The following is a 21426-nucleotide window of genomic DNA, read 5'->3' as shown; positions in this document are numbered from 1 at the left end:
CAACGTTGTAGGCTTGTCGGATGATCCGGCCAATATCAACATGGAATAGGAACAGGTGATACACATGTGTAACAGCGCGTACCGCGTGCTTTTATATTATAAGTTCGTGAAGATTGAAGACCCCGAGACGTTTACCCAAGAACATCTGCAATACTGCAAGGACCTGGGTGTAAAAGGCCGCATTCTGATTGCAGCGGAAGGCATTAACGGCACCGTGTCCGGCACGCCGGAGCAAACGGAGCAATACATGAAGGACATGCATGCCAATCCGCTGTTCAGCGATATGGTGTTCAAGATTGATGACGTGGAAGAGCATGCGTTCAAAAAAATATTCGTTCGTCACAAAGCGGAGCTGGTAACCTTCCGCGTGGACGAAGATCTGGATCCGAACGTGACTAGCGGCAAACGCCTCTCGCCGAAGGAGTTCCATGAGCATTTGCAACGTGATGACGTCATCGTTATCGATGGCCGCAATGACTATGAATACGAAATCGGTCATTTCCGCGGAGCCATTCGTCCGGATGTCGAGTCGTTCCGTGAGTTTCCGGATTGGATTCGGGAGAATCTGGGCGACATGAAGGACAAAAAGATCATTACCTACTGTACTGGCGGCATTCGCTGCGAGAAGCTGACCGGTTTCATGATCAATGAAGGGTTCCAGGACGTGGCTCAACTGGAAGGCGGCATCGTGACCTACGGTAAGGACCCTGAGGTACAAGGCCGTCTGTTCGATGGCAAATGCTATGTGTTTGACGAACGCATCTCTGTGCCAATTAACCGGACAGATGAAGATATCGTCATTGCCAGCTGTTATCACTGTGGAACGACACATGACCGATATATTAATTGTCCAACCTGCAACCTGCAGCATGTGTGCTGTGAGGATTGCGAAGAGACGCATAACCGCTTTTGCTCGGATGCCTGCCGGGAGGCAGCACCGGTACACGCTTAAGCAGGAGAGCAGGTGCTGCACGTGAAGCGTGAAGACGAAATGACGACGCGTGAACGGATTTTGTTCATGCTGAAGCGGCAGGGCACGATGACCGCAAGAGAAATGACGGCCGAACTGGGACTGACCGGGATGGCGATTCGTCGTCATCTGACGGCACTGGAGCAGGACGGACTTATTGAAGTCCGGGAAGCCAGAGCCACAGCTGGACGCCCATCTTCGGTATACCATTTAACCGCACGCGGAGATGGCTTTTTTCCTAAATCCTACCCATCGCTTACACTTGAGTTGCTGGAAGAATTGACGGAGTCGGCCGGTGAAGGAATTGTAGACACGTTGTTCGAGAGCCGGCGGGATAAGCTGCTCCGCAGCAAATTGCCACAGATGGAGGGCCAGGATCTGGCCGGGCGTGTGGAGGAATTGGCACGAATCCAAAATGCTAATGGCTACATGGCTGACGCGTCGAGAGAAGAAGACGGTTCTTATGTGCTGACAGAGCTGAACTGTCCGATTGTACAGGTAGCGAGCGTATACCGTCAGGCTTGTCGCTGTGAACTGGATCTGTTTCGCTCCTTATTGCAGGCGGATGTCGAGCGCACGGAATGTTACGCTGAAGGTGGCAAGAAATGCACATATCAGATTCGCGAAGCCGCGGGGAATTAGTGTACGACTAGAGATTGTTTCGATTATTCGAAACAGTCTCTTTTTTTATTGGGTGTCATGTTTTCTATCACACCTTAGAAATCAAACCAAATTGGAAGCGGTTCAACCATTGACGGGAAAGAAGTCGCACCTTAATATTAGAGAAACACAAAATGACCAATACGAGTCATGGACTTCAGTTGCATGAGGAACGTCTATGTTTGTCTGCTTTTGTCGATAAAAGCAACAATGCGTTGAAGCGTTCGCTTTGTCCCGCCCTATCGTGTCACTTGAATGAGGAGAAGGGCAACAACATTTAGAAGAGGGAGAGGGGTTCTCACATGAAAAAGAAATTCTGGATGTCACTGATGATGGTTGCCTCAATGATTGTAGCAGCAGGTTGCGGAAATAACAGCAATACGGGTACGGAATCCGAAGGATCCAGTACTACAGCAAGTGAAGGTACTGCAGAGAAATCCTATCGCATTGCCATTTCGCAAATCGTGGAACATCCATCCCTGGATGCCACACGTGAAGGGTTTATTGCGGCACTGAAGGAAGCGGGAATCGAAGAAAACAAAAACCTGACCATTGACTACAACAATGCACAAGGTGATTCAACCAACAACCTGTCCATTGCCCAAAAAATCGCAGGTGATTCGAAGAATGACCTGGTGCTCGGGATTGCTACCCCATCTGCACTGGCTCTGGCTCAGCAGGTCAAAGAAAAGCCATTGCTCTTCGCAGCGGTGACGGACCCGCTTGGTGCAAAATTGGTTAGTAACCTGGACAAGCCAGGCGGTAACGTAACCGGTGCATCGGATACGAATCCGGAGGCGATCGTTCAATTGGCTGATTTTATCGCGAAGTATATGACGGACATCAAAACCGTTGGTTTGGTCATTAACGAGGGTGAGCCGAATGCCGTTGTTATGGCAGACAATGCGGAAAAGGCACTGGCGACACATGGTATCAAGCTGGTTAAAGCCCCAGTTACGAATACATCTGAAGTTAAACAGGCAACGGACTCTCTGGTAGGCAAAGTCGATGCCTTCTACATCACACTCGACAACTCGGTTGTCAGCGCGGTGGATACGATCATTCAGACAGCAAACAGCAACAAAATTCCGTTCTTCTCCAGTGACCGGGATACAGTAGAAAAAGGTGCTTTTGCTACCGTAGGTTTCAAATACTATGACCACGGATATCAAGTGGGCGAAATGGCTGCGGATATTCTGAAAAATGGTACGAAGCCTGGCGATATGAAAGTAACGGTTCCGGACAAGCTCGATCTGATCCTGAATCTTAAAGCGGCTGAAGCTCAAGGCATCACGGTTACGGACGAGATGAAGGCTGAAGTGCAGGACCAGGACAACAACATTATTCAATAATCTGACCGGACAATAACCCGGCAGTACGGATGCGAGGCGGACGTGCAGTGGGTTCGCCTCATTCTTTTCGATAGACAGGGAGGAAGTAGCGTGAGTATAAGTTGGAATTCAATTGAAGGGGCAATAGAGCTCGGTCTGTTATATGCCCTGATGGCACTTGGCGTATATATTACGTTCCGTATTCTCGATTTTCCCGATCTTACCGTAGATGGAAGTTTCACAACAGGAGGCGCAATCGCGGCGGTTATGATCTCCAACGACTTTTCTCCTTGGCTCGCCTGCTTGGCGGCAATGGCTGGAGGAATGGTAGCTGGGGCCTGTACCGGTCTGCTGCATACCAAAGGCAAAATTAATGGATTGTTGTCCGGGATTCTGATGATGATCGCCCTCTACTCGATTAATATGCGCATCCTGGGTGCACCGAACAAATCCATTATGGGCATGGATAATCCATTTTCGGGCGAGCATGTCATGGTACTGATCATCATTGTCGTGCTGGTGTTTAAAATCATGCTGGACCTGTTTATGAAAACCGATATCGGACTGGCATTGCGCGCAACAGGCGACAACAAACGCATGATCCGCAGCTTCGGTGCAAATACCGATGTGACGACCATTGTTGGTGTCAGTCTGTCCAACGGACTGGTTGCACTGTCCGGGGCATTTATTGCACAGCAATCAGGCTTCGCAGACATTACGATGGGGATTGGCATGATCGTGATCGGACTGGCCTCTGTTATTATCGGGGAAGCCATACTGGGTGCAAGAACGGTATTCTGGGCAACACTCGCAGCTGTGGTCGGTTCGATTATTTACCGGATTGTCGTTGCGCTTGCCCTTCAGGTCAAATGGTTTGATACTTCTGATCTGAAGCTGATTACCGCGGTAATCGTCATTATTGCTCTTGTTTTCCCAACCATGCAGCGCTCAATGAAACAAAAGAGTCTTGCTCGCAAACGAACGGAAGAGCTTATGCGATCCACGGGTCAACAAGCGAAGGGAGGTATGTGATCATGCTGGAGATTTCACATGTGACGAAGCTGTTCAATCCGGGAACGACCGATGAGAAGACAGCTCTGGTTGGCGTGAATCTGACGATGAACCCGGGCGATTTCGTAACGGTCATCGGCAGTAATGGTGCGGGAAAGTCTACGTTGATGAATATCATATCTGGCGTGTTGAAGCCGGATATGGGCGATGTGCTGATCAATGACCAATCCATCAAAAACCTGCCTGAGCATAAGCGCAGCAGCTGGATCGGCCGGGTGTTCCAGGATCCGATGGCAGGAACGGCTCCGCATATGTCCATCGAAGAAAACATGGCGATGGCGTACAAACGCGGTAAAGGACGTGGCCTTGGCTTCGGGGTTACCCGGGCCAGACGGGAGATCTTCAACGCCCAGCTGCAGAAGCTCGGAATTGGACTTGATAAGCGTCCCCATGCCAAAGTGGGTCTTCTCTCTGGCGGGGAGCGCCAGGCACTCAGCCTTCTGATGGCAACCTTTACCCAGCCGCAGATTCTGCTGCTTGATGAACATACGGCGGCACTTGACCCTTCACGTGCTGAGTTGATTACCGAGCTGACCGAAACGCTGGTCCGTGAGATGAAGTTAACAACCTTGATGGTAACTCACAATATGGAGCAGGCGATTCGTCTGGGCAACCGTCTGATCATGATGGATAAAGGCAGAATCATTCTGGATGTCAGTGAAGAGCGCAAGCGCACACTGACCGTACCCGAGCTGCTGGGCGAATTCGAGCGCATCAGCGGCAAGAAGATGGCAGACGATCGCGTGGTACTTGGCTGAGGCCATGCCATGCACTGATCGTATTAACCAGGAAACCTTTTGCGTGCCCGCAAAAGGTTTTTTGTGGTATGTTGTTTTCTACATGAACGAATATCAGGTTTTAGTTTTATCACATTATGTATGAACCCTAACAAGGGATAAGCAAGCATATACAGGGGGACCAGGCATGTCATTGCAATTTGATGAAGGTACATATACCGTAACCCGGCGCACGGATTCCATCCAACTGCTCGCGAAGGAATTCGCGCTTTTTCACTTTCTATATGAAAACAAAGAAAAGGCATTTACTCGCAGCCAGCTGCTGGACAGCGTATGGCCGCTGGAGTATCCGGTTGAACGCACCGTGGATGACCATGTGTACCGGCTGCGTAAGAAACTGAAACAATGGGAAGAAGTTTCGCTGGATACGGTGCGGGGCTACGGTTACAGATTAACCATTCGAACCAATATGGCAGCGCTGCCCGCCAACCCCTCCGCACATGATCTGGAGATGCGGGAAGTGATCCATGGATTGTTCCGCAAATATCATTTGTTTGGGCAGGGGAAATCGATGCTAACCTTGTTCGATCAGCAGGACGCTCTGGGTATCCAGATTGATTTGTTCTATCAACTGTACATTCATTTTATCCAGGGAGATCTGGAATGGCTAATTACCACAGAGGAAGTCCCCTTCGAGGAGCGGCTGTACTGGCTGCTGATTTTTGTACACGCACTAATCGAACCAGTGGAGAGTTTGCGTTTGTATGAGCAGGCATTGAGTTCACCTGCATTGTCTGCGGATCAGCTTCGGGAGCTCCGTATCTTGAATATTGTCGAGGTCTATGCAGAGGTTGGTCAATATCGGCGGGCCAAAGCACAGTTAGTAGAGACATATCGTGTCATTGAGACAGACCATCTGGTCAACTTCAAGCTTCCCGTATCCCTGTCGGAGTTGTACGTAGAGTTGTGGGGCGGCAGTGGTGAAAGAGTAGAAGAACAGATGAGCATGTTACGTTCAAGTTTGAAGGATGCACCATATTTGCGTGAGATCGGACGGTTTCAGGTCATGGAGGGGCTGTGGCTGCTGAGGCAGGGGAGGGCTCGTGAAGCAGAACCGAGAATGGATGACGGGCTGGATGTTCTCCAAATGACACTGAACGCACCACTATACATCAATTCGGCGAATCAGATCTTGTTATTCATGGCACATCACCGCATTGAGGGACGTCTGGTTCACAAATATCGTCAAGTCTATGCTGGAATTGCCAAAGAATACGGTGTGCCTATGTATGGACAGCGTATTACGGATGAAGTCCGCACATATTTATCCCCATTTCCTCCAGCCTCTGATCTTCCTCTGATATAACTCTCGTATGATTACAGCCAAGGAACATATAAGCCTAGCATTTGAGGCTGTAATCAGAGGACTAGGAGGAACCATCCACAATGAATACCGTTTCAAATGAATCTCATCGGTCATCACCTTCGTCCAAGGTGTCATCCACAAGTTTGTGGACCAATTTCCGCTTCATGCGCATGTTTATCGCGTATGCGCTCGCTACCTTCGGGGATTGGTTCGATGCCCTTGCCATTCAGGTGTTGGTGGCCTATCGGTGGGGTGCCGATCCGCTGATCATCGCGCTGATTCCCGTCTGTATGGCTGTTCCGGGCATACTGCTGTCTTCGGTCGCGGGTACACTTGCAGATCGTTTGCACAAAGTAAAGATCATGCTGCTGTGTGATGTAATCACCGTTGCACTTACGATTGCCATTTTGTTCGCCCCAAGCGCGGCATGGCTTCTTCCACTTCTGGCCTTGCGAGCCATGATGGGTGTATTCCACATTCCTGCCCAGCAGGCCCTGACGCGTCAAGTGGTGGCAGAGGAGCATCTGTTTCAGGCATCGTCACTGAACGGCTTTGTTGGACAGTGCTCCAAAGTGGCTGGTCCACTGCTGGGTGCCGTCATCCTGGCAGTATTTTCGCCTCAAATCTGTATTATGATCAACGCCTGCACCCGTCTGATATCCGGTTTGGTATTATGGCCATTGCGACGTTTAAATGAGAAGGCAGAACATTCTGTAGGAGATGGGACGCTAGATCAGCAATCCCAAAGAGAATCTGAATCGATGCTGAAGCAATGGACCCAAGGATGGCGCTTTATACGAAACAGTCGGGCCATTTTAAGCACACTGTTGTTCGGCTGTTTTGGCTTAATGGCCATTCTGATGATTGATTATCAGTTTGTGACACTCTTTCGGAGCATTAAGCCGGGGAATGAAGCCCTGATCGGGTGGCTTGGCTCATCGGCAGGCGCAGGTGCTGTCATCATGATTCTGCTGCTGAACCGGCTGCCGCGAATCGGATATGGCTGGGGACTGGGCGGAGGTTTTCTCCTTATTGGGACAGGGATAGCCGCCCTAGGCTGGGTGACTCCCCTTACGCCGGATGTTTGGATTATCGTCTGGGGGCTGTGCATTGGTCTCGGAAACGGCCTCTCCATGGTGACTTTGAATTATCTGCTGCAAAAGGAAACCCCTCCAGCCTTTGTAGGTCGCGTCTTCGGCATTCAAAATTCCATGTCCAGTGTCGTGCTTGTCGTGGCTCCGCTGGTAGGTGGTGCTCTGATTCGTCTTACGGGGCCCAGCCTTACCTTTCAATTCATCGGCATTGCTACGCTAGTTATTGGTCTGGCGGGCATAGTACTCCAGCGTATATTGTGGGGAGTTCGGGCATCACATGGCACTGTCCGGCAGGAACACATGTCACATTGATCTCTTGGCTTGAAAAGAAATACGTAAAAGCCGCTTCCGGTTCGCCGGAGGCGGCTTTTTTGACTTGGGGAATAGAGGGATGGGAGATTAGACCTCCCACCAAGCGAAGTAGGCTGTGGATGCCAGCAAGCCTCCGACGGAAAGGGAACCGCTGACGGTCAGATTAATGGCCAGACCTGGCGGAACGACATAACTGCCAAAAACGCTGGATGAAAAGGGGCCCGCTTGCAAAGGCATCGTCATTAGCGTGGTTGCTCCGGTAGGCGCAGCGATGGAGAATCGAACGATGGCAACACTGGTGTTGGTACTGGACAGGTTGCTGTTCACTGCTGTAAGCGTACTGGGTGATGATAGCGTTCCATTGGCACTGACAATCATGGAGCCACTGAAGGAAGACAGGAGATTGAGTGCAATCGTAATTCCGCCAGAGAGCCGCGAGACAAAATTATTGTCCGGGGGCAATGAGTTTCTTAGGACGATCTGGCGATGAACAGGTGACTGGCGGTGAACTGTTTATTTCGGAATACCCCCCTGTATTGCCTCCCGGCGCAGCAGCAGCGGAAGGCTTTGCATCTCGCTGTAAGATGCTATTCGTCCATCTTTGACATACTGGGCTTTCACCCACATAACAGCCAACCCCATTGCTGGCGTTTGACAGCTTCATCCTTGCTAACGAAGATTGACTATCCTTTCCGAATCACTGCCCGGAAGCAGCGGATTGGCGTTCCATACATGTCAGACCAGATGGCATCATTGGGCTCTTCCACCACAAGCTTTCCATCAATGGTGAGACCGGTAACGGCCATGATGGTCTCGAGTAAATCGGGCCGCATCTCCGGCACATCAAAGGTTGCAATTAATTGTCCATCCGGCTTCATGACCCGGGCGAATTCGCGAAAGGCACGCAGCATCGTGCCGGTATCCAGATGCTCCAGAACCGAAATGCAGAATATACGGTCAAACATGCCGGAGGCATAAGGCAGCTGCGCCAGGTTCGCCTGAGCGCGATGCAGCCTGGTCAAGTAGTGTTCCGGCAAATGACGCGCAGCCTCTTCGCCGAAGTCGGAAGCAATATCCTGCCGGATTGCTTCCTCCGACAAGATGCGTTCATCCCAATCACAGGCGTGAGTTTCCCGGCAGTGTTCGGCCAGCCAAAACTTGAACGGATGGGAAATGCCGCAGGCTGCATCCAGTACCACGTCGTCCTGTTGGGCGAACTGGCGGGCCCATTCATATTCGTAAGGTCTGCTCCACCATGCCGGATGCAGCGGAAAGACCAGCGTATCTGTCTTGGGATCGCTTTGCCGAACGTATCTGGATTCCAATGATTCCAGCTGATTAGGTGTGTCCATCATCCCCGAATCCCCTCTCTCAATCCTGCGTCTGCCAAGAACGCCTCCAATACCGCACTCCACTTGCGCCGCCATCCGGACAGATCGTAGGCCACGGCTGTCTCCCTGGCGTATATGCCGAGGCGCTCCCGTTCCGCCCTGTCCTCCAGGAGTCGTACCAGAGCAGCGGTGAGTGCTTCATCGCCTGGGGGCACAAGCAGGCCGTTAAAACCGTCCTGTATGAGATCATTTAAACCGCCAACGTTGGAGGCAACGACCGGAATGCCACAACTCATGGCTTCCAGGCAGGCATAGGAGGTTCCCTCCGAGAACACTGTGGGAATAACCGCGATATCGGCCTGATGGTAGGCCTCGCGGATATCCCTGAAGTCGTACGTACGCTGTAAGATGCGATCTTGGTGTGGATGAGTACGGTGCCAATAACGAAATGCCCTACCCACCGTACTGCCTTCGACCAGTTCTCCGGCAAATTCAATCTCCAGATCCGGATGGGCACCCAGCAGCCGATCTGCCGCAAGCATCATGGGTATAATGCCTCGTTCCATACTGATCCGGCGCGGATACAGGATTCGCAGAGGACGCGCAATCTTTGCTGGCAGAGCAGTATTGTGGATGCTTACAGCAGAATCAGCGTTTTCGTTTGCCTGATCGGAATGGTCAGCGTTATCCAGCTGGATCGTTTCTTTTGCGTTCAACCCCGAGATGACGACCCCGGTTTCTTCTTCCTGGCTGGCGAGGTCCTCCTTCCATGCAGACAGCCATTCGGCTTCCTGTTCCTGTCCGAACCTCGGTCTGGGCGGAGCGGGAGTGAAATAGGAGGTATCCACGGCATTGGGAATAAGGACGACCTGTTGAGGATCATCAAACGTACATGCCGCCCGGCAAAAGGTCTGAAAATGGGAGTCCACCGATACGATACGCACCAGTCCATCCAGTGCCAATTGAATGTGTTCAGCTACCTGCTGCTTGGTCTCCAGGGGCAAACCGGGACGATCCCAGTTAATGCCGTGGCAGATGCCCAGACTGCCGGGTTTGTAGCTGATGGGCTGCCAGAGGCAGCTTGCATAGATGACAGGGCCGCGCGCTGCTGCCGCCATCCGTGCAAAGGCTTCAGGTACATCATCCATATCATAGGCGTAACCGAATATATCAATCTGCTCCGTACGTGTCTGAAATGCTTCATAATAAGACAACTGATGTACCTCGGGAATATGCCCCAGTTCACGGATTACGCTGCACAGATCAAGAATATAGCGTTCAAGCCCACCTCCGAATACCCGCCCGAACTCCCGGTTGTATCCATCCGTGAAGCTGTGTGTCAAAATGCTGACCACACCCATCTCAATGCTCCTCCTTCCAGGTAACCAGCCGAGGTTCCTGGTCCAGGATGGATTCGTAATGTTCCAGACTGCCCCACTCGCCGTTTGGATCAATGCGCTTGTAACGCAGATACTTGCGAACCCGGTCTTCGAGGCTGCCCGCCCATCCAAGATGCTGTACTTTCAATTCCGTGCGAATGCCAGGCAATACCGAACAGGACAGGGGGAGACGGGGGACATGATGGTTCTGCTGCGGGTAAAAGTAGGGATAATCCGGCATATAGCGTACAAGTGATGCGGTATGCCTTCTGTGCAGACTCCAAAGTTCATCGTCCCGGTAGTGGGTCCGGCCACCCCACATATCATAGAATCGGAAGGCAATCCAGTCCGCATGCTCCTGGTTGATCAGATTGCGTATAGCTTCCTTGGCCTCCGGGCTGTACAGTTCATCCGCATCGACGGACAGCAGCCAGTCCGGTGAAGTGCTCACAGCCGCTTGCCATAGCGCATTGCGGAGCCGCCATTCCTCCGCGAATAAAGGTTTCTCCAGGATTTCCAACCGAACAACCTTGGGATAGGATCTGCATATGTCTGGTGTTCCGTCGGTGCTCGCATCATCAACGATAACAATCTCATCCACAAATTCACTCAGATCATCGAGCACCTCTTCGAGGTATCGTCCACGTTCGTTACGAACCTGGAGCATGGCGGTCAGTTTGTTTCCCTGACCTTTGCGAACCCGGCGGATGGAAGAAGCTGCGGGGCTTGAACGCTGGCTTTCCACCTCATTGCCCTTCGAGTCCCTCGGATGGTCTGCTGATGTTTCGGTCGAGGCAGGGGGGACTTCAGTCCGAATCTCCGGCTGCATGCCCAGACCCCGAGTATGTTGCGTACGCTTCTTCGGGTCCAGCATCACGGCACCTCCCCAAGCAATTGCTGCACAGCGTGATCGAGCAGTTCCATCTCCACAATCCGGGCAAGGGCTTCCTCATTCTCCATCGCCGCTTCGAGAAACTGTCTCACTGCCCCGTGACGTTCTCCCCGTAGGGCCATGGCGGTGCCGGATAACTCCTGATAATCCCTGCGGCTGGAACGATCCTGAATATCTGCCGCATGGACCAGAGCCAGAGCATCCTCCACACATCCGGTCTCCCGATAAATCCGGAACTTCCAATGCCGGGCAGTCTCCCCTCCAAGTGCGTCTAATATGCCTAGTGCGGCTCCGTAGTCATCGTTTAACCGCAGCAGCTCTGCCTGCACAAGCTCAATCTCCCCCGCCTCCAGCCAGCGGCATAGCTGTTCATAGTGATGCCGTTCCTGTTCGTTTCCTGCACTGATTCCGTAGACTTGCAGCGCAGATTCGACTTCTCCTGCTTTGGCATGTATGGCCGACAGAAACCGATAGTGGGAGTGCACACAGTCACTTCGTCCGTTCATGATCGCATGGGTAAAGGCTTCCTTAAGGGATGCTGCCGCACGGGAGTCGTCCAGCAAATATTCATAGGCTGCCAGCAAAAAGGAGATGGTCTCATGCGGCCCCGTTTTGGAACGGAGCTGGCGGTAATAGTCTGCACGCATGCTGCACTGAAGCGGAGTAATGGTGTCTGGTGCCTCTGCAGTGGTTTGTCTAAGGGCGTGAAGGAACAGCAATTCGTAATCTCTTAGTGGAATCTCGAGATCATTCTTGTGTATGGAGCCGGCAGGAGCCTTGTCTTCACCGCCTAGCCAGACCGCGCGTACGCCCTGAAAGGCCAGCTTCATATAACGCGTTTCCGAAGACGTGCCGATCAGATCGGCAGCACCAACCAGTCTGGATATACAACTTTCCCACAGCGGAGAGTCTGCTTCATCGCCTGCCGGGTCGGGAAGCAGTACAATGCTGATCTTCGGATGGAGCGAATGAACGGCCGTTAGCCAGTAGGGGTGTGCGATGACGGCGGCAGTGTGATTCTGCTGCAGCAGAACCTCTGCTTCCGTCAGGGTAACGACTGAAATGGCCGGGGGCATCTCGTCAGAACGTCCCTGACTGCTTACATAAAAGACCTCTCCCTCTGCCGCGAGCAGGGCGGCAATGCCCGGGTAAGGGAAAGTAGACCAACCCCCTTTGCGGGGAAAAAGAATGTACCGGATGGGAGGAAGTTCCCTATTATCCTTCTTCGGGGTTGTTTCCTCGACTATCCCCAGTATTGATTCGGGCTTATCCATTGGTGATCACCTCACTTTAACTGCATTCAAAAATTTCGCCTCCGCTTCCGGAGGTGTTCCATCTCTCCACATCATATGTACAGCCCTCAAGGCACTTCGCATGATATGTCTGACTCTAGCATATGGGCATGATGTGCCAAACATGAGCAACTTCCCTGAATAGACGAAGCAGATAAGCCAACATATTAGACTGAATTTTATCTAATGTGTGACCATCGTCACTTTTTTTTCGCAATTCCGACGTAGATTGTGATAATTGTCACATGTGAAAAATAGGCAATCTGGCACAATACGTTCATCACGTATTTGGCGGACAGACAGCGAAGGTGCAGCTTCCATGCCGAATGCAAATCACTGCGATGTAAATAGAAAGAAGGGGTAACGGTATGGATCCGATTATGTTATCGCGTATCCAATATGCACTCACAACGATCTTCCATTTCTTTTTTGTGCCGCTGTCCATCGGTCTTGTACTGCTGGTAGCGATTATGGAGACGTTGTACGTAGTCAAGGGTAAGGAGATCTACAAAACGATGGCCAAGTTTTGGGGCAAGCTGTTCCTGATTAACTTTGCCGTCGGGGTCGTTACGGGGATTCTGCAAGAGTTTCAGTTCGGCATGAATTGGTCCGAGTATTCCCGCTTCGTCGGGGATGTGTTCGGTGCGCCGCTGGCCGTAGAAGCCTTGCTAGCGTTTTTTATGGAGTCTACATTTATCGGGCTCTGGATTTTCGGGTGGGACCGTTTATCCAAAAAAGTGCATCTGGCCTGTATCTGGCTCGTATTTGTCGGTACATTCCTGTCTGCACTGTGGATTCTGGCAGCCAATTCATTCATGCAGCATCCAGTCGGTTTCGAGATCAACAACGGCCGTGCCGAGATGAATGATTTCCTGGCACTGCTCACCAATGGTCAGCTGCTCGTTGAATTTCCGCATACGATCTTTGGCGCATTAATGACGGGTGCCTTCGTAGTAACAGGCATTAGTGCGTACAAATTGATGAAAAAGCAGGATGTGGAGATTTTCCGTAAATCATTCAACATTGCCATCATCATTGGTCTGGTTTCCTCATTCGGCGTAGCGTTCTCCGGGCACTTCCAGTCGCAATATCTGGTGGAGACGCAGCCGATGAAGATGGCAGCCAGCGAAGGAACATGGACAACAACGGAAGATCCCGCACCGTGGACGGTCGTCGCGTCGATCGATCCGGACAAACAGGAGAACTCGGGTGAGATCAAGATTCCTGGATTGCTCAGTTATCTGTCCTACAGCAAATTCTCCGGCAGTGTCAAAGGCATGAAGGAGCTGAATGCCGAGTATCAGCAGACGTACGGGCCAGGGGACTACATTCCGCCAGTACGTACGACCTTCTGGAGCTTCCGCATCATGATTGCTGCGGGTGGTTTAATGATTGTACTCGCCCTGTACGGCACACTTCTGGCCATTCGCAAGAAGCTGGAGGTAGCCGGAAAATGGTTTATGCGCCTGATGGTTTTGGCCATCTCCCTGCCGTTCATTGCCAATACGTCAGGCTGGATTATGACCGAGGTGGGTCGGCAGCCTTGGACGGTATTCGGATATATGACGACCGAAGCCAGTGTATCGCCTAACGTGAGCGCAGGCCAGATTCTGTTCTCTACCATTGCGTTTACGGCGGCTTATACGGTGCTGGGCATTGTCATGGTCTACCTGTTCGTTCGTGAGATCAAGGCAGGTCCTCATGCAGTAGAAAAGCCGGAGGAACATGATGAATCGGCCGATCCGTTCGGCATGGATGGGGGGTATTCCGTTGTCACTAAGTGAGCTGTGGTTTCTGCTGATCGCTGTTTTGTTTGTCGGTTTTTTCTTTTTGGAAGGCTTCGATTTTGGTGTGGGAATGTCTACAGGCCTGATTGCCAAATCGGATCGTGAACGTCGTACCCTGATTAACTCGATAGGACCGTTCTGGGATGGAAACGAGGTGTGGCTGATTACGGCAGGCGGCGCGATGTTCGCGGCTTTTCCGCATTGGTATGCCACCTTGTTCAGTGGTTTTTATCTGCCGCTTGTGGTTGTATTACTCGCTTTGATCGGCCGCGGAGTCGCTTTTGAATTCCGGAGCAAGATGAAGCAGCAGCGCTGGCGCAAAACTTGGGATATCATCATCGTGGTCTCAAGCAGCCTCCTGCCATTTCTGTTCGGAGTCGTCTTTGCCACGCTGATGAAGGGTCTGCCCATTGATGGGGAGATGCAGATGCGTGCGGGATTCCTGGACATCGTCAACCCGTATACTGTTGTTGGCGGTCTAAGTGTAACCTTGTTATGTCTCGTTCATGGGCTGCTGTTCGCTTCCTTGCGGACCGTTGGCGATCTCAGGGAACGGGCGATGAATACGGCTCAACAATTAATGCTGCCGCTGGCCGCCATTCTTGCGGTCTATGCGGTTATGACCTATTTCATGACGGATGTGTTTGCCGTTCGCGGCTGGGCGCTCTGGATTATGGTGGTCCTCGGTGCCGCCTCATTGGGCCTCGCCGCTTACTTCGTGCGGCATAAGCGTGAGGGCTGGGCATTTGGCATGACCGGAGCTGTTATTGCGATTGCTTTTGCTTCTGTATTCATTGGCCTCTTCCCAAGAGTTATGGTCAGTTCCTTCGGTTCCGCATTCGATCTGACGGTCTATAATGCGGCCTCTGGTGCATATTCGCTGAAAGTGATGACGATTGTAGCCTGCACGCTGCTGCCTTTTGTTCTCGGATATCAGATCTGGAGTTATTACATCTTCCGCAAACGTCTGAACGAGCAGCATCACCTGGAGTACTAAGATGGGACGGGGACTGCTGAAGCTGCCGGGGATCCGGCCTGTACTGGCGCTGGCTTCAGCGCTGGTGCTGCTGCAGGCGATGACGATCATTATGCAGGCCAAGTGGCTTGCCGAGGCGATAACGGCATTGTTTGAAGGGTCATCCTTAACTGAGCAGTACCCCGTGCTGCTGCTGTTTCTGGCTGCTTTTGCTGCCCGCTATGCCATTTCCTTCTGGCTGCAGCTGGTGGCCTTACGATATGCAGAGAAAACGGGAACAGACCTGCGCAGGCAAATGGTGGAGCAGTGGTTTAGGCTTGGCCCGCGTTTTGCCAAAACGGAAGGAACAGGGCATCTGGTCACGTTGGCGCGCGAAGGAACAGCCCAGTACAAAACGTATCTGGAGCTGTTCATTCCCCGCATGCTGGGCATGGGGTTTACCCCAATCGTCATTCTCTTGTATATATTCAAGCTGGATGTCATGTCCGGCGTTATTTTGACGGTGACCCTTCCCATATTGATTGTGTTCATGATTCTGGCTGGTCTTGCCGCACAGCGTAAGATCGATGGACAATTCAAATCATACAAGGCACTGGCCAATCATTTTGTGGATACGCTTCGCGGACTCGAAACGCTGAAAACGCTGGGACAGAGCGGCAAGCATACGGATACGATTGTCCGCGTCAGCCAGCGCTACCGAAAAGCGACGATGACAACGCTGCGCATGGCCTTTTTGTCTTCCTTTGCTCTGGATTTTTTCACCATGCTCTCGGTTGCCTCGGTCGCGGTAGGTCTCGGTTTGCGCCTGACGGAAGGACAAATGCTGCTCGGACCGGCACTGACGGTACTTATTCTGGCACCGGAGTATTTCCTGCCTGTACGTATGGTGGGTGCAGATTATCATGCCACATTGGATGGCAAAGAGGCCGGAGAAGCGATTGAGCAGATGATCAAGCGGGGGAAAGAAGCAGAACAGAGACAGCTGGAGGCTTATGCGAGTACTGTACTTCAGACAGAGGCAGGGACAGACAGAGTAAGACCTGTGCAGCAGTCTTCTTCCGATCCTGTACATGCCTCGACCATACGAGTTGTATTGCGTGATGGTCGCCCTTCCGGACACGTGTCTTCAGCTTCTTCGAAGCTGTCCTGGAACACGGGCAGTCGACTGGCGCTTACCGATATTCAAGTGCGTCATGAAGAGGATGGACCCTGTTCGCTGGAGGATGTCACCTTTCAGATTACCGGTCTGGTCAAAGTCGGTATTATCGGAGCCAGCGGCGCCGGGAAGTCAACGTTGATTGACGTACTGGCCGGTTTTCAACTGCCCACTTCAGGTCAAGTGTTAGTGAACGGTCAGCCTGTATCCCCAAAGATGATGGAGTCGTGGAAAATGCAGACGGCAGCCATCCCTCAGCATCCGTATATATTTAGTGGGAGCCTCGCTGATAACGTGCGCTTTTATATGCCGCAAGCATCCGATGCGGAGGTTGCTGACGCGATTGGTGCAGCAGGCTTGAACAGGCTGGTCTCTTCCTTGCCGAATGGACTGCATGAGCCAATTGGTGCAGGAGGAAGACAGCTTAGCGGTGGACAGGAGCAGCGGGTGGCCCTGGCCAGGGCCTTATTAAGTACCAGGCCGGTTCTGCTATTGGACGAGCCGACCGCACATCTGGATGTGGAGACCGAGTATGAGCTGAAACAAACAATGCTGCCTTGCTTTGAAGACAAACTGGTATTTCTGGCTACGCATCGTCTGCACTGGATGCCGCATATGGATCGCATCATCGTGATGGATGGCAGGACGGTTGCCGAGACGGGAACACATGAAGAGTTGCTTGCAAGACAGGGCGTATATTACCAGATGATTCGGGCCCAGATGGAGGCGGTATGAGATGGAAGCTGAGATAAAGCAGACAGAAATGGCCCGGAACGGGAGTGAAAAGAATAGCTGGATTACTCCCTACGCGGTACAGTACCGCTGGAGATTTGCCGGAGTCATTGCACTGGGGACATGCGCTGCATGTTGTGCAGTGCTGCTGCTCTTCACTTCCGGGTTCCTGATCTCCAAGTCTGCGCTCCGTCCTGAAAACATACTGATGGTCTATGTACCGATTGTGGGCGTTCGTGCGTTCGGGATTTTCCGTGCGGTGTTCCGATATGCAGAGCGTCTGGCGGGTCATGATGCCGTGCTGCGCGTGCTTGCAGCTCAACGGGTGAAGCTGTACCGGATTTTGGAGCCGCAAGCCCTGTTTCTGCGCTCACGAATGCAAACGGGTGATGTACTCGGCGCACTCGCGGAGGATGTGGAGCGGCTGCAGGACATTTATCTGCGCACAGTCTTTCCAGCCATCACGGCACTGATCCTGTACGGTGCAGCCGTTATTTCTTTTGGTACCGTGGATCTGGGGTTTGCGTTATGGATGAGCCTCTACATGTTATTCCTGATTGGATTGCTGCCAGCCATCACGTTAAAGGTAACCTGGAAACGAAAAGTGCGGTTAAAAAAGGAGAACAGCCACTTGTATACCCGCCTTACAGACGGCGTACTTGGCCTTGGGGATTGGATGGCAAGTGGTCGGGCGGCGGAATTCGTTCGTCTCCAGGAGGAGGGGGAAGAGCGGGCAGATTCCGTTCGGCGCAGCCTGCGAAGATGGACGCGCTGGCGTGATCTGATTGCACAGTGTGTCATTGGACTGATGGTGGTGTCTGTGACATGGTGGGCAGGAAGCGAGGCTGCGGCAGGACAGCTGCCTGCCGTTATGATCGCGGCGTTTGTACTGGTGCTGTTTCCACTGACCGAAGCATTGCTACCTGTGTCCGATGCGGTGGAGCGTGTTCCCCAGTACCGCGAATCGCTGGAACGATTGCAGCATTTGGAGGGTAAGGGACATACTCAAGGTTCCCCATCAGGCAGAGATGAAACCGAGCAGGCGGCCGATGTTTCTTCTGAGTCCGCTGAGAGGACGAAGCGATCACGGGATCAACGAATTCGTCTGCGTATCCCTCCGAAGCTGAGAGCGGACATTCAGATAGATCGTGTAAGTTACCGGTATGCTACCGAAGATTCCTATGCTGTACAAGGTGTATCTCTTCATCTGCCCCAGGGCAAACGGTTAGCGGTTCTGGGGCGCAGTGGCGGAGGGAAATCCACCCTTCTCAAACTGATTCAGGGTGCTCTGCTCCCTTCCGTCGGGGAAGTTCTGATCAATGATCAGCCTGTGCAGACGCTGGGGGAGAATGTACCCGATGTCATTGCGGTGCTGAACCAGAATCCGCATCTCTTCGATACAACGGTAGCGAACAATCTGCGGATTGGCCGTCCACATGCAACGGATGAAGAGATCAGACGCGTGGCTGCCCAAGTCGGTTTGTCAGACCTTATTGAATCTCTGCCGCAGGGGTATAATACCCCGATGCTGGAGACAGGCATGCGTTTTTCGGGCGGGGAACGGCAGCGGATTGCACTGGCCAGGGTGCTGCTGAAGGAAACACCTGTCGTCATCTTCGACGAACCTACGGTTGGACTTGACCCTGTGACGGAACGTGCACTCATGCGTACCATTCTGGACAGCATGCAAGGCAAAACAATGATCTGGGTTACCCATCATCTCATTGGTGCGGAACAGATGGATGAGCTCATTTTTATGGAAAATGGACAGATTGCCATGCAGGGTTCTCACGAACAGCTGCTGGCTCGGGAAGAGCGTTATCGTCGTCTCGTCGAACTCGACCGACCAGGATGGGCAGACGGGCAGAAGCCAGGGTTCCCCTTGCCGCCGGCAGCTTCCAGGTAAGTGTGGTGGCCTTGAAGATGGAAGGCTGGAACATGTTATGTTGGTCGCAAGAAAAGAGAAGACTTACCTCTAGGTTATAAAGCTGATGGAAGGATCGCATCAGCAAAAAGACGAGCCCATGCATTCACGGGCTCGTCTTTTTTACCATGTATGGAGCAATGTTGCCCGTATCTACATTTCCACCAACATTAGGATGATGGAGGAGAGACAGAGGCAGGTACTGATGAGATACAATACGCCAACCACCTGCTTGTGGTTCAGTCCTGCACGCAGGAGGCGATAATGAGCCTGGCTTGCATCAGCCTGATAGATGGCTTTGCCTTGAATGAAACGTTTGATAACGACAAAGATATTGTCGAAGATCGGTACACCAAGGGCCAGAATCGGGATGAATAGCGACAGCATGGTCGCTTGCTTGAATGCACCGTCAAGGGCAATGACAGCCAGAATGAAACCGAGAAACGTTGCTCCGGCATCACCCATAAATACCTTGGCCGGAGGTTTATTGTATTTCAGATACCCCAGCGTTACACCGACAAGCACGATGGACATGAGTGCTGAATCGCTTTGGCCTTTGGCCAGGGCCACGACAAACAGCGTGACTGCCGAGATCGCAGATAATCCGCCAGCAAGCCCGTCCATGCCGTCCGAGAAGTTAATGACGGTGGTTACGCCGAAGATCCACAGGATCGTCAGAATGAACTGCAGCCAGAACGGAAGCATGATGTATTCCGAGGTCAGCGGGTTAACAAACCCGGTGAATGCAATGCCGGAAGCAAATACGAGCACGGCTGCAGAGATCTGAATGATCATTTTGGGCAGGGCGGGAAAGTCTTTGCCTTTTGTTTTGTACCAGTCGTCAATGGTGCCGATCGTTAACAGAAGCATGCCGCCTGCAACCAGTGCAACCGTCTCCATGGAAAGCTGCTTCGTAAAAGCAATGTATGTCAGGAAGAATCCGGTAAATATCGCGTAACTCGCCGTCAGCGGAATGGGCTGCCTGTGAAGCTTGCGCTCTACGTCCTCACGGGGCTTGTCCACAAAATCAAGGCGGTGGGCCAGTCGGCTAAGCGGAGGAATGAGCAGAAGCACGACAACAAAAGACAGCAAAAAGGCCATTATGTATACCATAAAATTGCTTGATTCACTCCCATCTACCATTTTCCCCCTATTATACGAGCTAAAGCGGAAATCTGTCGATGTCATTATTGTAACCAGCATGATCGTACACATGTTGGCAGAAGGTCAAAATTCAGAACGTTTATTGCAAATAAGATCCAAAGAAGTGGTTCGCTGCTTCCGCATCATAGCCGTCATTCCCTTGCCAGGTCGCTGCAAAGACAAAATCGCTGGAGCCGCCTTTACCTTTTCTCGGCGTATCCCCAGGAACAAGCAGGCCAGCGGCAGCCCAGATCTCAAGTAAGGCATCCCGTTCCTGTTTGCTCGAAGGGAGCAGGCCTTTCCATAGCTTTTCAAGCGAGCGGGCACTATCCTTCGGATCACCAGTCTGGCAGGCTGCAAGAAGCTGTTCAAGGATGGTCTTGTCTTCCGAGGTTACCTCGTAATTCGAATCGTGATCAAGAAGCAGCAGTTCCAGATCCATTAGACAGTAGATCAACCAGCCATGGCGGACCCCGCCCCATTTGATCCTCTCAAAATTCATGACGTTCAGATCGACGTTCACATACTGCTTGTCCGATTGTAACCGCAGGTAATTGCAATCCCCGCATGCACTGGTATTGGCGCTCAGCGCAGGCCGTTCCGCATAGGTATGCAGAGGCAAACGGGAGGTTAGTGCCCAGCTTGAGAGCGCACTGCGCAGATATACCTTCTTGGTGGACAGGCTATGCAGAAAAGCGGATACCACCCTGTCCTTCACGTTGATGTCCTGATGAATCTCATACAGACGCTGAACAATCTCGTCGTGGGTGATGGTCTGCGAATCGAACATCACATGTTTGCTTTTGGCATATTCAAAATCATCACCGGAGAACGGTGCACGAACTGTCTTCCAGCCGCCACCTCCCCAGAATGTGTTCAGCAGTATTTTGGCCGCTTTTTTATCCAACAATGCAATTAACCTCCTGTCGTATTCAATATTAATTCTACAAGACCGGGGAAACGGCTGCTTAGATCATCCTTTCGCAAAGAGTAAAAATGCTGTTTGCCTTCAATACGTGGCTGGATCAGGCCTGCTTCACGAAGAATTTTGATGTGATGGGACAATGTTGATTTGGAAATATGGTCTACTTCGAATGCGGAACAGTTTTTCTCGCCGGAGCTGGCCAGGCAGTGTGCAATCTTCATGCGCACCGGATCACCAAGTGCATTGCAGACCGTGGTAAACTCCATTTCCGAAGCCATGGGTATCGTAGGTGTTTTCATACCTATGACGGTAGCATATTGAAACGTCTCTTTCAATGTTTGATTTTTT

The 21426-nt window shown here is 52.0% G+C and carries 19 protein-coding genes; 11 read left to right on the top strand and 8 right to left on the bottom strand.

Annotation, left to right across the window (positions count from 1 at the left end):
• The first annotated feature begins 64 nt into the window (after window positions 1-64).
• The 7 genes from ABGV42_RS28920 to ABGV42_RS28890 all read left to right on the top strand — a co-directional run bounded on the left by ABGV42_RS28920 (window position 65) and on the right by ABGV42_RS28890 (window position 7541).
• Entirely contained in the window at window positions 65-952 is an 888-nt protein-coding gene (locus ABGV42_RS28920; RefSeq protein WP_347384803.1) for a rhodanese-related sulfurtransferase, read from the top strand.
• 21 nt (window positions 953-973) lie between these two features.
• Entirely contained in the window at window positions 974-1612 is a 639-nt protein-coding gene (locus ABGV42_RS28915) for a helix-turn-helix transcriptional regulator (protein ID WP_095360337.1), read from the top strand.
• Between the two features lie 320 nt (window positions 1613-1932).
• A complete protein-coding gene (locus ABGV42_RS28910; RefSeq protein ID WP_347384802.1) occupies window positions 1933-2982 on the top strand; it encodes an ABC transporter substrate-binding protein in 1050 nt (349 codons plus the stop codon).
• Window positions 2983-3132: 150 nt separating this feature from the next.
• Window positions 3133-3993 carry an ABC transporter permease gene (locus tag ABGV42_RS28905; RefSeq protein WP_430023114.1) on the top strand — a complete coding sequence of 287 codons (861 nt, stop codon included), beginning with the start codon at window positions 3133-3135 and terminating at the stop codon, window positions 3991-3993.
• Between the two features lie 2 nt (window positions 3994-3995).
• A complete protein-coding gene (locus ABGV42_RS28900) occupies window positions 3996-4790 on the top strand; it encodes an ABC transporter ATP-binding protein (protein ID WP_347384800.1) in 795 nt (264 codons plus the stop codon).
• A gap of 166 nt (window positions 4791-4956) precedes the next feature.
• Entirely contained in the window at window positions 4957-6135 is a 1179-nt protein-coding gene (locus ABGV42_RS28895) for a winged helix-turn-helix domain-containing protein (protein ID WP_347384799.1), read from the top strand.
• 80 nt (window positions 6136-6215) lie between these two features.
• Entirely contained in the window at window positions 6216-7541 is a 1326-nt protein-coding gene (locus ABGV42_RS28890) for an MFS transporter (protein ID WP_347384798.1), read from the top strand.
• Between the two features lie 87 nt (window positions 7542-7628).
• On the opposite strand, the gene ABGV42_RS28885 is transcribed toward ABGV42_RS28890, so the two are convergent.
• The 5 genes from ABGV42_RS28885 to ABGV42_RS28865 form a co-directional block, all read right to left on the bottom strand.
• On the bottom strand, window positions 7629-8003 hold the full coding sequence (locus ABGV42_RS28885; protein ID WP_347384797.1) for a hypothetical protein: 375 nt from the start codon (window positions 8001-8003) through the stop codon (window positions 7629-7631).
• A gap of 221 nt (window positions 8004-8224) precedes the next feature.
• Window positions 8225-8896 (bottom strand): class I SAM-dependent methyltransferase, encoded by a 672-nt coding sequence (locus tag ABGV42_RS28880; RefSeq protein WP_347384796.1) that lies wholly within the window; start codon window positions 8894-8896, stop codon window positions 8225-8227.
• Entirely contained in the window at window positions 8893-10233 is a 1341-nt protein-coding gene (locus ABGV42_RS28875) for a glycosyltransferase family 4 protein (RefSeq protein ID WP_347384795.1), read from the bottom strand. Before ABGV42_RS28875 ends, ABGV42_RS28880 begins: the two co-directional genes overlap by 4 nt.
• Window position 10234: 1 nt before the next feature.
• Window positions 10235-11125 carry a glycosyltransferase gene (locus ABGV42_RS28870; RefSeq protein ID WP_347384794.1) on the bottom strand — a complete coding sequence of 297 codons (891 nt, stop codon included), beginning with the start codon at window positions 11123-11125 and terminating at the stop codon, window positions 10235-10237.
• Window positions 11125-12417, bottom strand: coding sequence for a hypothetical protein (locus ABGV42_RS28865; RefSeq protein WP_347384793.1), 1293 nt, complete (start codon window positions 12415-12417; stop codon window positions 11125-11127). Before ABGV42_RS28865 ends, ABGV42_RS28870 begins: the two co-directional genes overlap by 1 nt.
• Before the next feature lie 386 nt (window positions 12418-12803).
• On the opposite strand from ABGV42_RS28865, the gene ABGV42_RS28860 reads away from it, so the two are divergent.
• Genes ABGV42_RS28860 through cydC form a run of 4 tightly spaced genes read left to right on the top strand, consistent with a single transcriptional unit; the run spans window position 12804 to window position 18992 of the window.
• Complete coding sequence (locus ABGV42_RS28860) at window positions 12804-14219, top strand: cytochrome ubiquinol oxidase subunit I (RefSeq protein WP_347384792.1); 1416 nt, start codon at window positions 12804-12806, stop codon at window positions 14217-14219.
• On the top strand, window positions 14206-15219 hold the full coding sequence (cydB, locus tag ABGV42_RS28855; RefSeq protein WP_347384791.1) for a cytochrome d ubiquinol oxidase subunit II: 1014 nt from the start codon (window positions 14206-14208) through the stop codon (window positions 15217-15219). Before ABGV42_RS28860 ends, cydB begins: the two co-directional genes overlap by 14 nt.
• A 1-nt stretch (window position 15220) precedes the next feature.
• Window positions 15221-17089 carry a thiol reductant ABC exporter subunit CydD gene (cydD, locus tag ABGV42_RS28850; RefSeq protein ID WP_347384790.1) on the top strand — a complete coding sequence of 623 codons (1869 nt, stop codon included), beginning with the start codon at window positions 15221-15223 and terminating at the stop codon, window positions 17087-17089.
• Between the two features lies 1 nt (window position 17090).
• On the top strand, window positions 17091-18992 hold the full coding sequence (gene cydC, locus ABGV42_RS28845; RefSeq protein WP_347384789.1) for a thiol reductant ABC exporter subunit CydC: 1902 nt from the start codon (window positions 17091-17093) through the stop codon (window positions 18990-18992).
• Between the two features lie 171 nt (window positions 18993-19163).
• Here the strand turns inward: cydC and ABGV42_RS28840 are convergent, their stop codons facing one another.
• The 3 genes from ABGV42_RS28840 to ABGV42_RS28830 form a co-directional block, all read right to left on the bottom strand.
• Window positions 19164-20123, bottom strand: a complete 960-nt coding sequence (locus ABGV42_RS28840) for an MraY family glycosyltransferase (protein ID WP_347385239.1) — start codon at window positions 20121-20123, stop codon at window positions 19164-19166.
• A 130-nt stretch (window positions 20124-20253) separates the two neighbouring features.
• Entirely contained in the window at window positions 20254-21060 is an 807-nt protein-coding gene (locus ABGV42_RS28835; RefSeq protein WP_347385238.1) for a hypothetical protein, read from the bottom strand.
• A gap of 8 nt (window positions 21061-21068) precedes the next feature.
• Window positions 21069-21413: an ArsR/SmtB family transcription factor gene (locus ABGV42_RS28830; protein ID WP_431523701.1), complete on the bottom strand. Its 345-nt coding sequence runs from the start codon at window positions 21411-21413 to the stop codon at window positions 21069-21071.
• Between the last annotated feature and the right edge of the window lie 13 nt (window positions 21414-21426).

It is taken from the genome of Paenibacillus pabuli, assembly GCF_039831995.1.
Taxonomy (GTDB): domain Bacteria; phylum Bacillota; class Bacilli; order Paenibacillales; family Paenibacillaceae; genus Paenibacillus; species Paenibacillus pabuli_C.
The sequence above is the reverse complement of the archived record's forward strand: the minus strand, read 5'-3'. Positions and strand labels throughout refer to the sequence as shown.

What these genes read in the sequence shown, in the direction of transcription:
- ABGV42_RS28920 (WP_347384803.1), top strand. Translation starts at nt 65, where the DNA reads ATGTGTAACAGCGCGTACCGCGTGCTTTTATATTATAAGTTCGTGAAG.
- ABGV42_RS28910 (WP_347384802.1), top strand. Translation starts at nt 1,933, where the DNA reads ATGAAAAAGAAATTCTGGATGTCACTGATGATGGTTGCCTCAATGATT.
- ABGV42_RS28905 (WP_430023114.1), top strand. Translation starts at nt 3,133, where the DNA reads ATGGCACTTGGCGTATATATTACGTTCCGTATTCTCGATTTTCCCGAT.
- ABGV42_RS28900 (WP_347384800.1), top strand. Translation starts at nt 3,996, where the DNA reads ATGCTGGAGATTTCACATGTGACGAAGCTGTTCAATCCGGGAACGACC.
- ABGV42_RS28895 (WP_347384799.1), top strand. Translation starts at nt 4,957, where the DNA reads ATGTCATTGCAATTTGATGAAGGTACATATACCGTAACCCGGCGCACG.
- ABGV42_RS28890 (WP_347384798.1), top strand. Translation starts at nt 6,216, where the DNA reads ATGAATACCGTTTCAAATGAATCTCATCGGTCATCACCTTCGTCCAAG.
- ABGV42_RS28880 (WP_347384796.1), bottom strand. Translation starts at nt 8,896, where the DNA reads ATGATGGACACACCTAATCAGCTGGAATCATTGGAATCCAGATACGTT.
- ABGV42_RS28875 (WP_347384795.1), bottom strand. Translation starts at nt 10,233, where the DNA reads ATGGGTGTGGTCAGCATTTTGACACACAGCTTCACGGATGGATACAAC.
- ABGV42_RS28870 (WP_347384794.1), bottom strand. Translation starts at nt 11,125, where the DNA reads ATGCTGGACCCGAAGAAGCGTACGCAACATACTCGGGGTCTGGGCATG.
- ABGV42_RS28865 (WP_347384793.1), bottom strand. Translation starts at nt 12,417, where the DNA reads ATGGATAAGCCCGAATCAATACTGGGGATAGTCGAGGAAACAACCCCG.
- ABGV42_RS28860 (WP_347384792.1), top strand. Translation starts at nt 12,804, where the DNA reads ATGGATCCGATTATGTTATCGCGTATCCAATATGCACTCACAACGATC.
- cydD (WP_347384790.1), top strand. Translation starts at nt 15,221, where the DNA reads ATGGGACGGGGACTGCTGAAGCTGCCGGGGATCCGGCCTGTACTGGCG.
- cydC (WP_347384789.1), top strand. Translation starts at nt 17,091, where the DNA reads ATGGAAGCTGAGATAAAGCAGACAGAAATGGCCCGGAACGGGAGTGAA.
- ABGV42_RS28840 (WP_347385239.1), bottom strand. Translation starts at nt 20,123, where the DNA reads ATGGTATACATAATGGCCTTTTTGCTGTCTTTTGTTGTCGTGCTTCTG.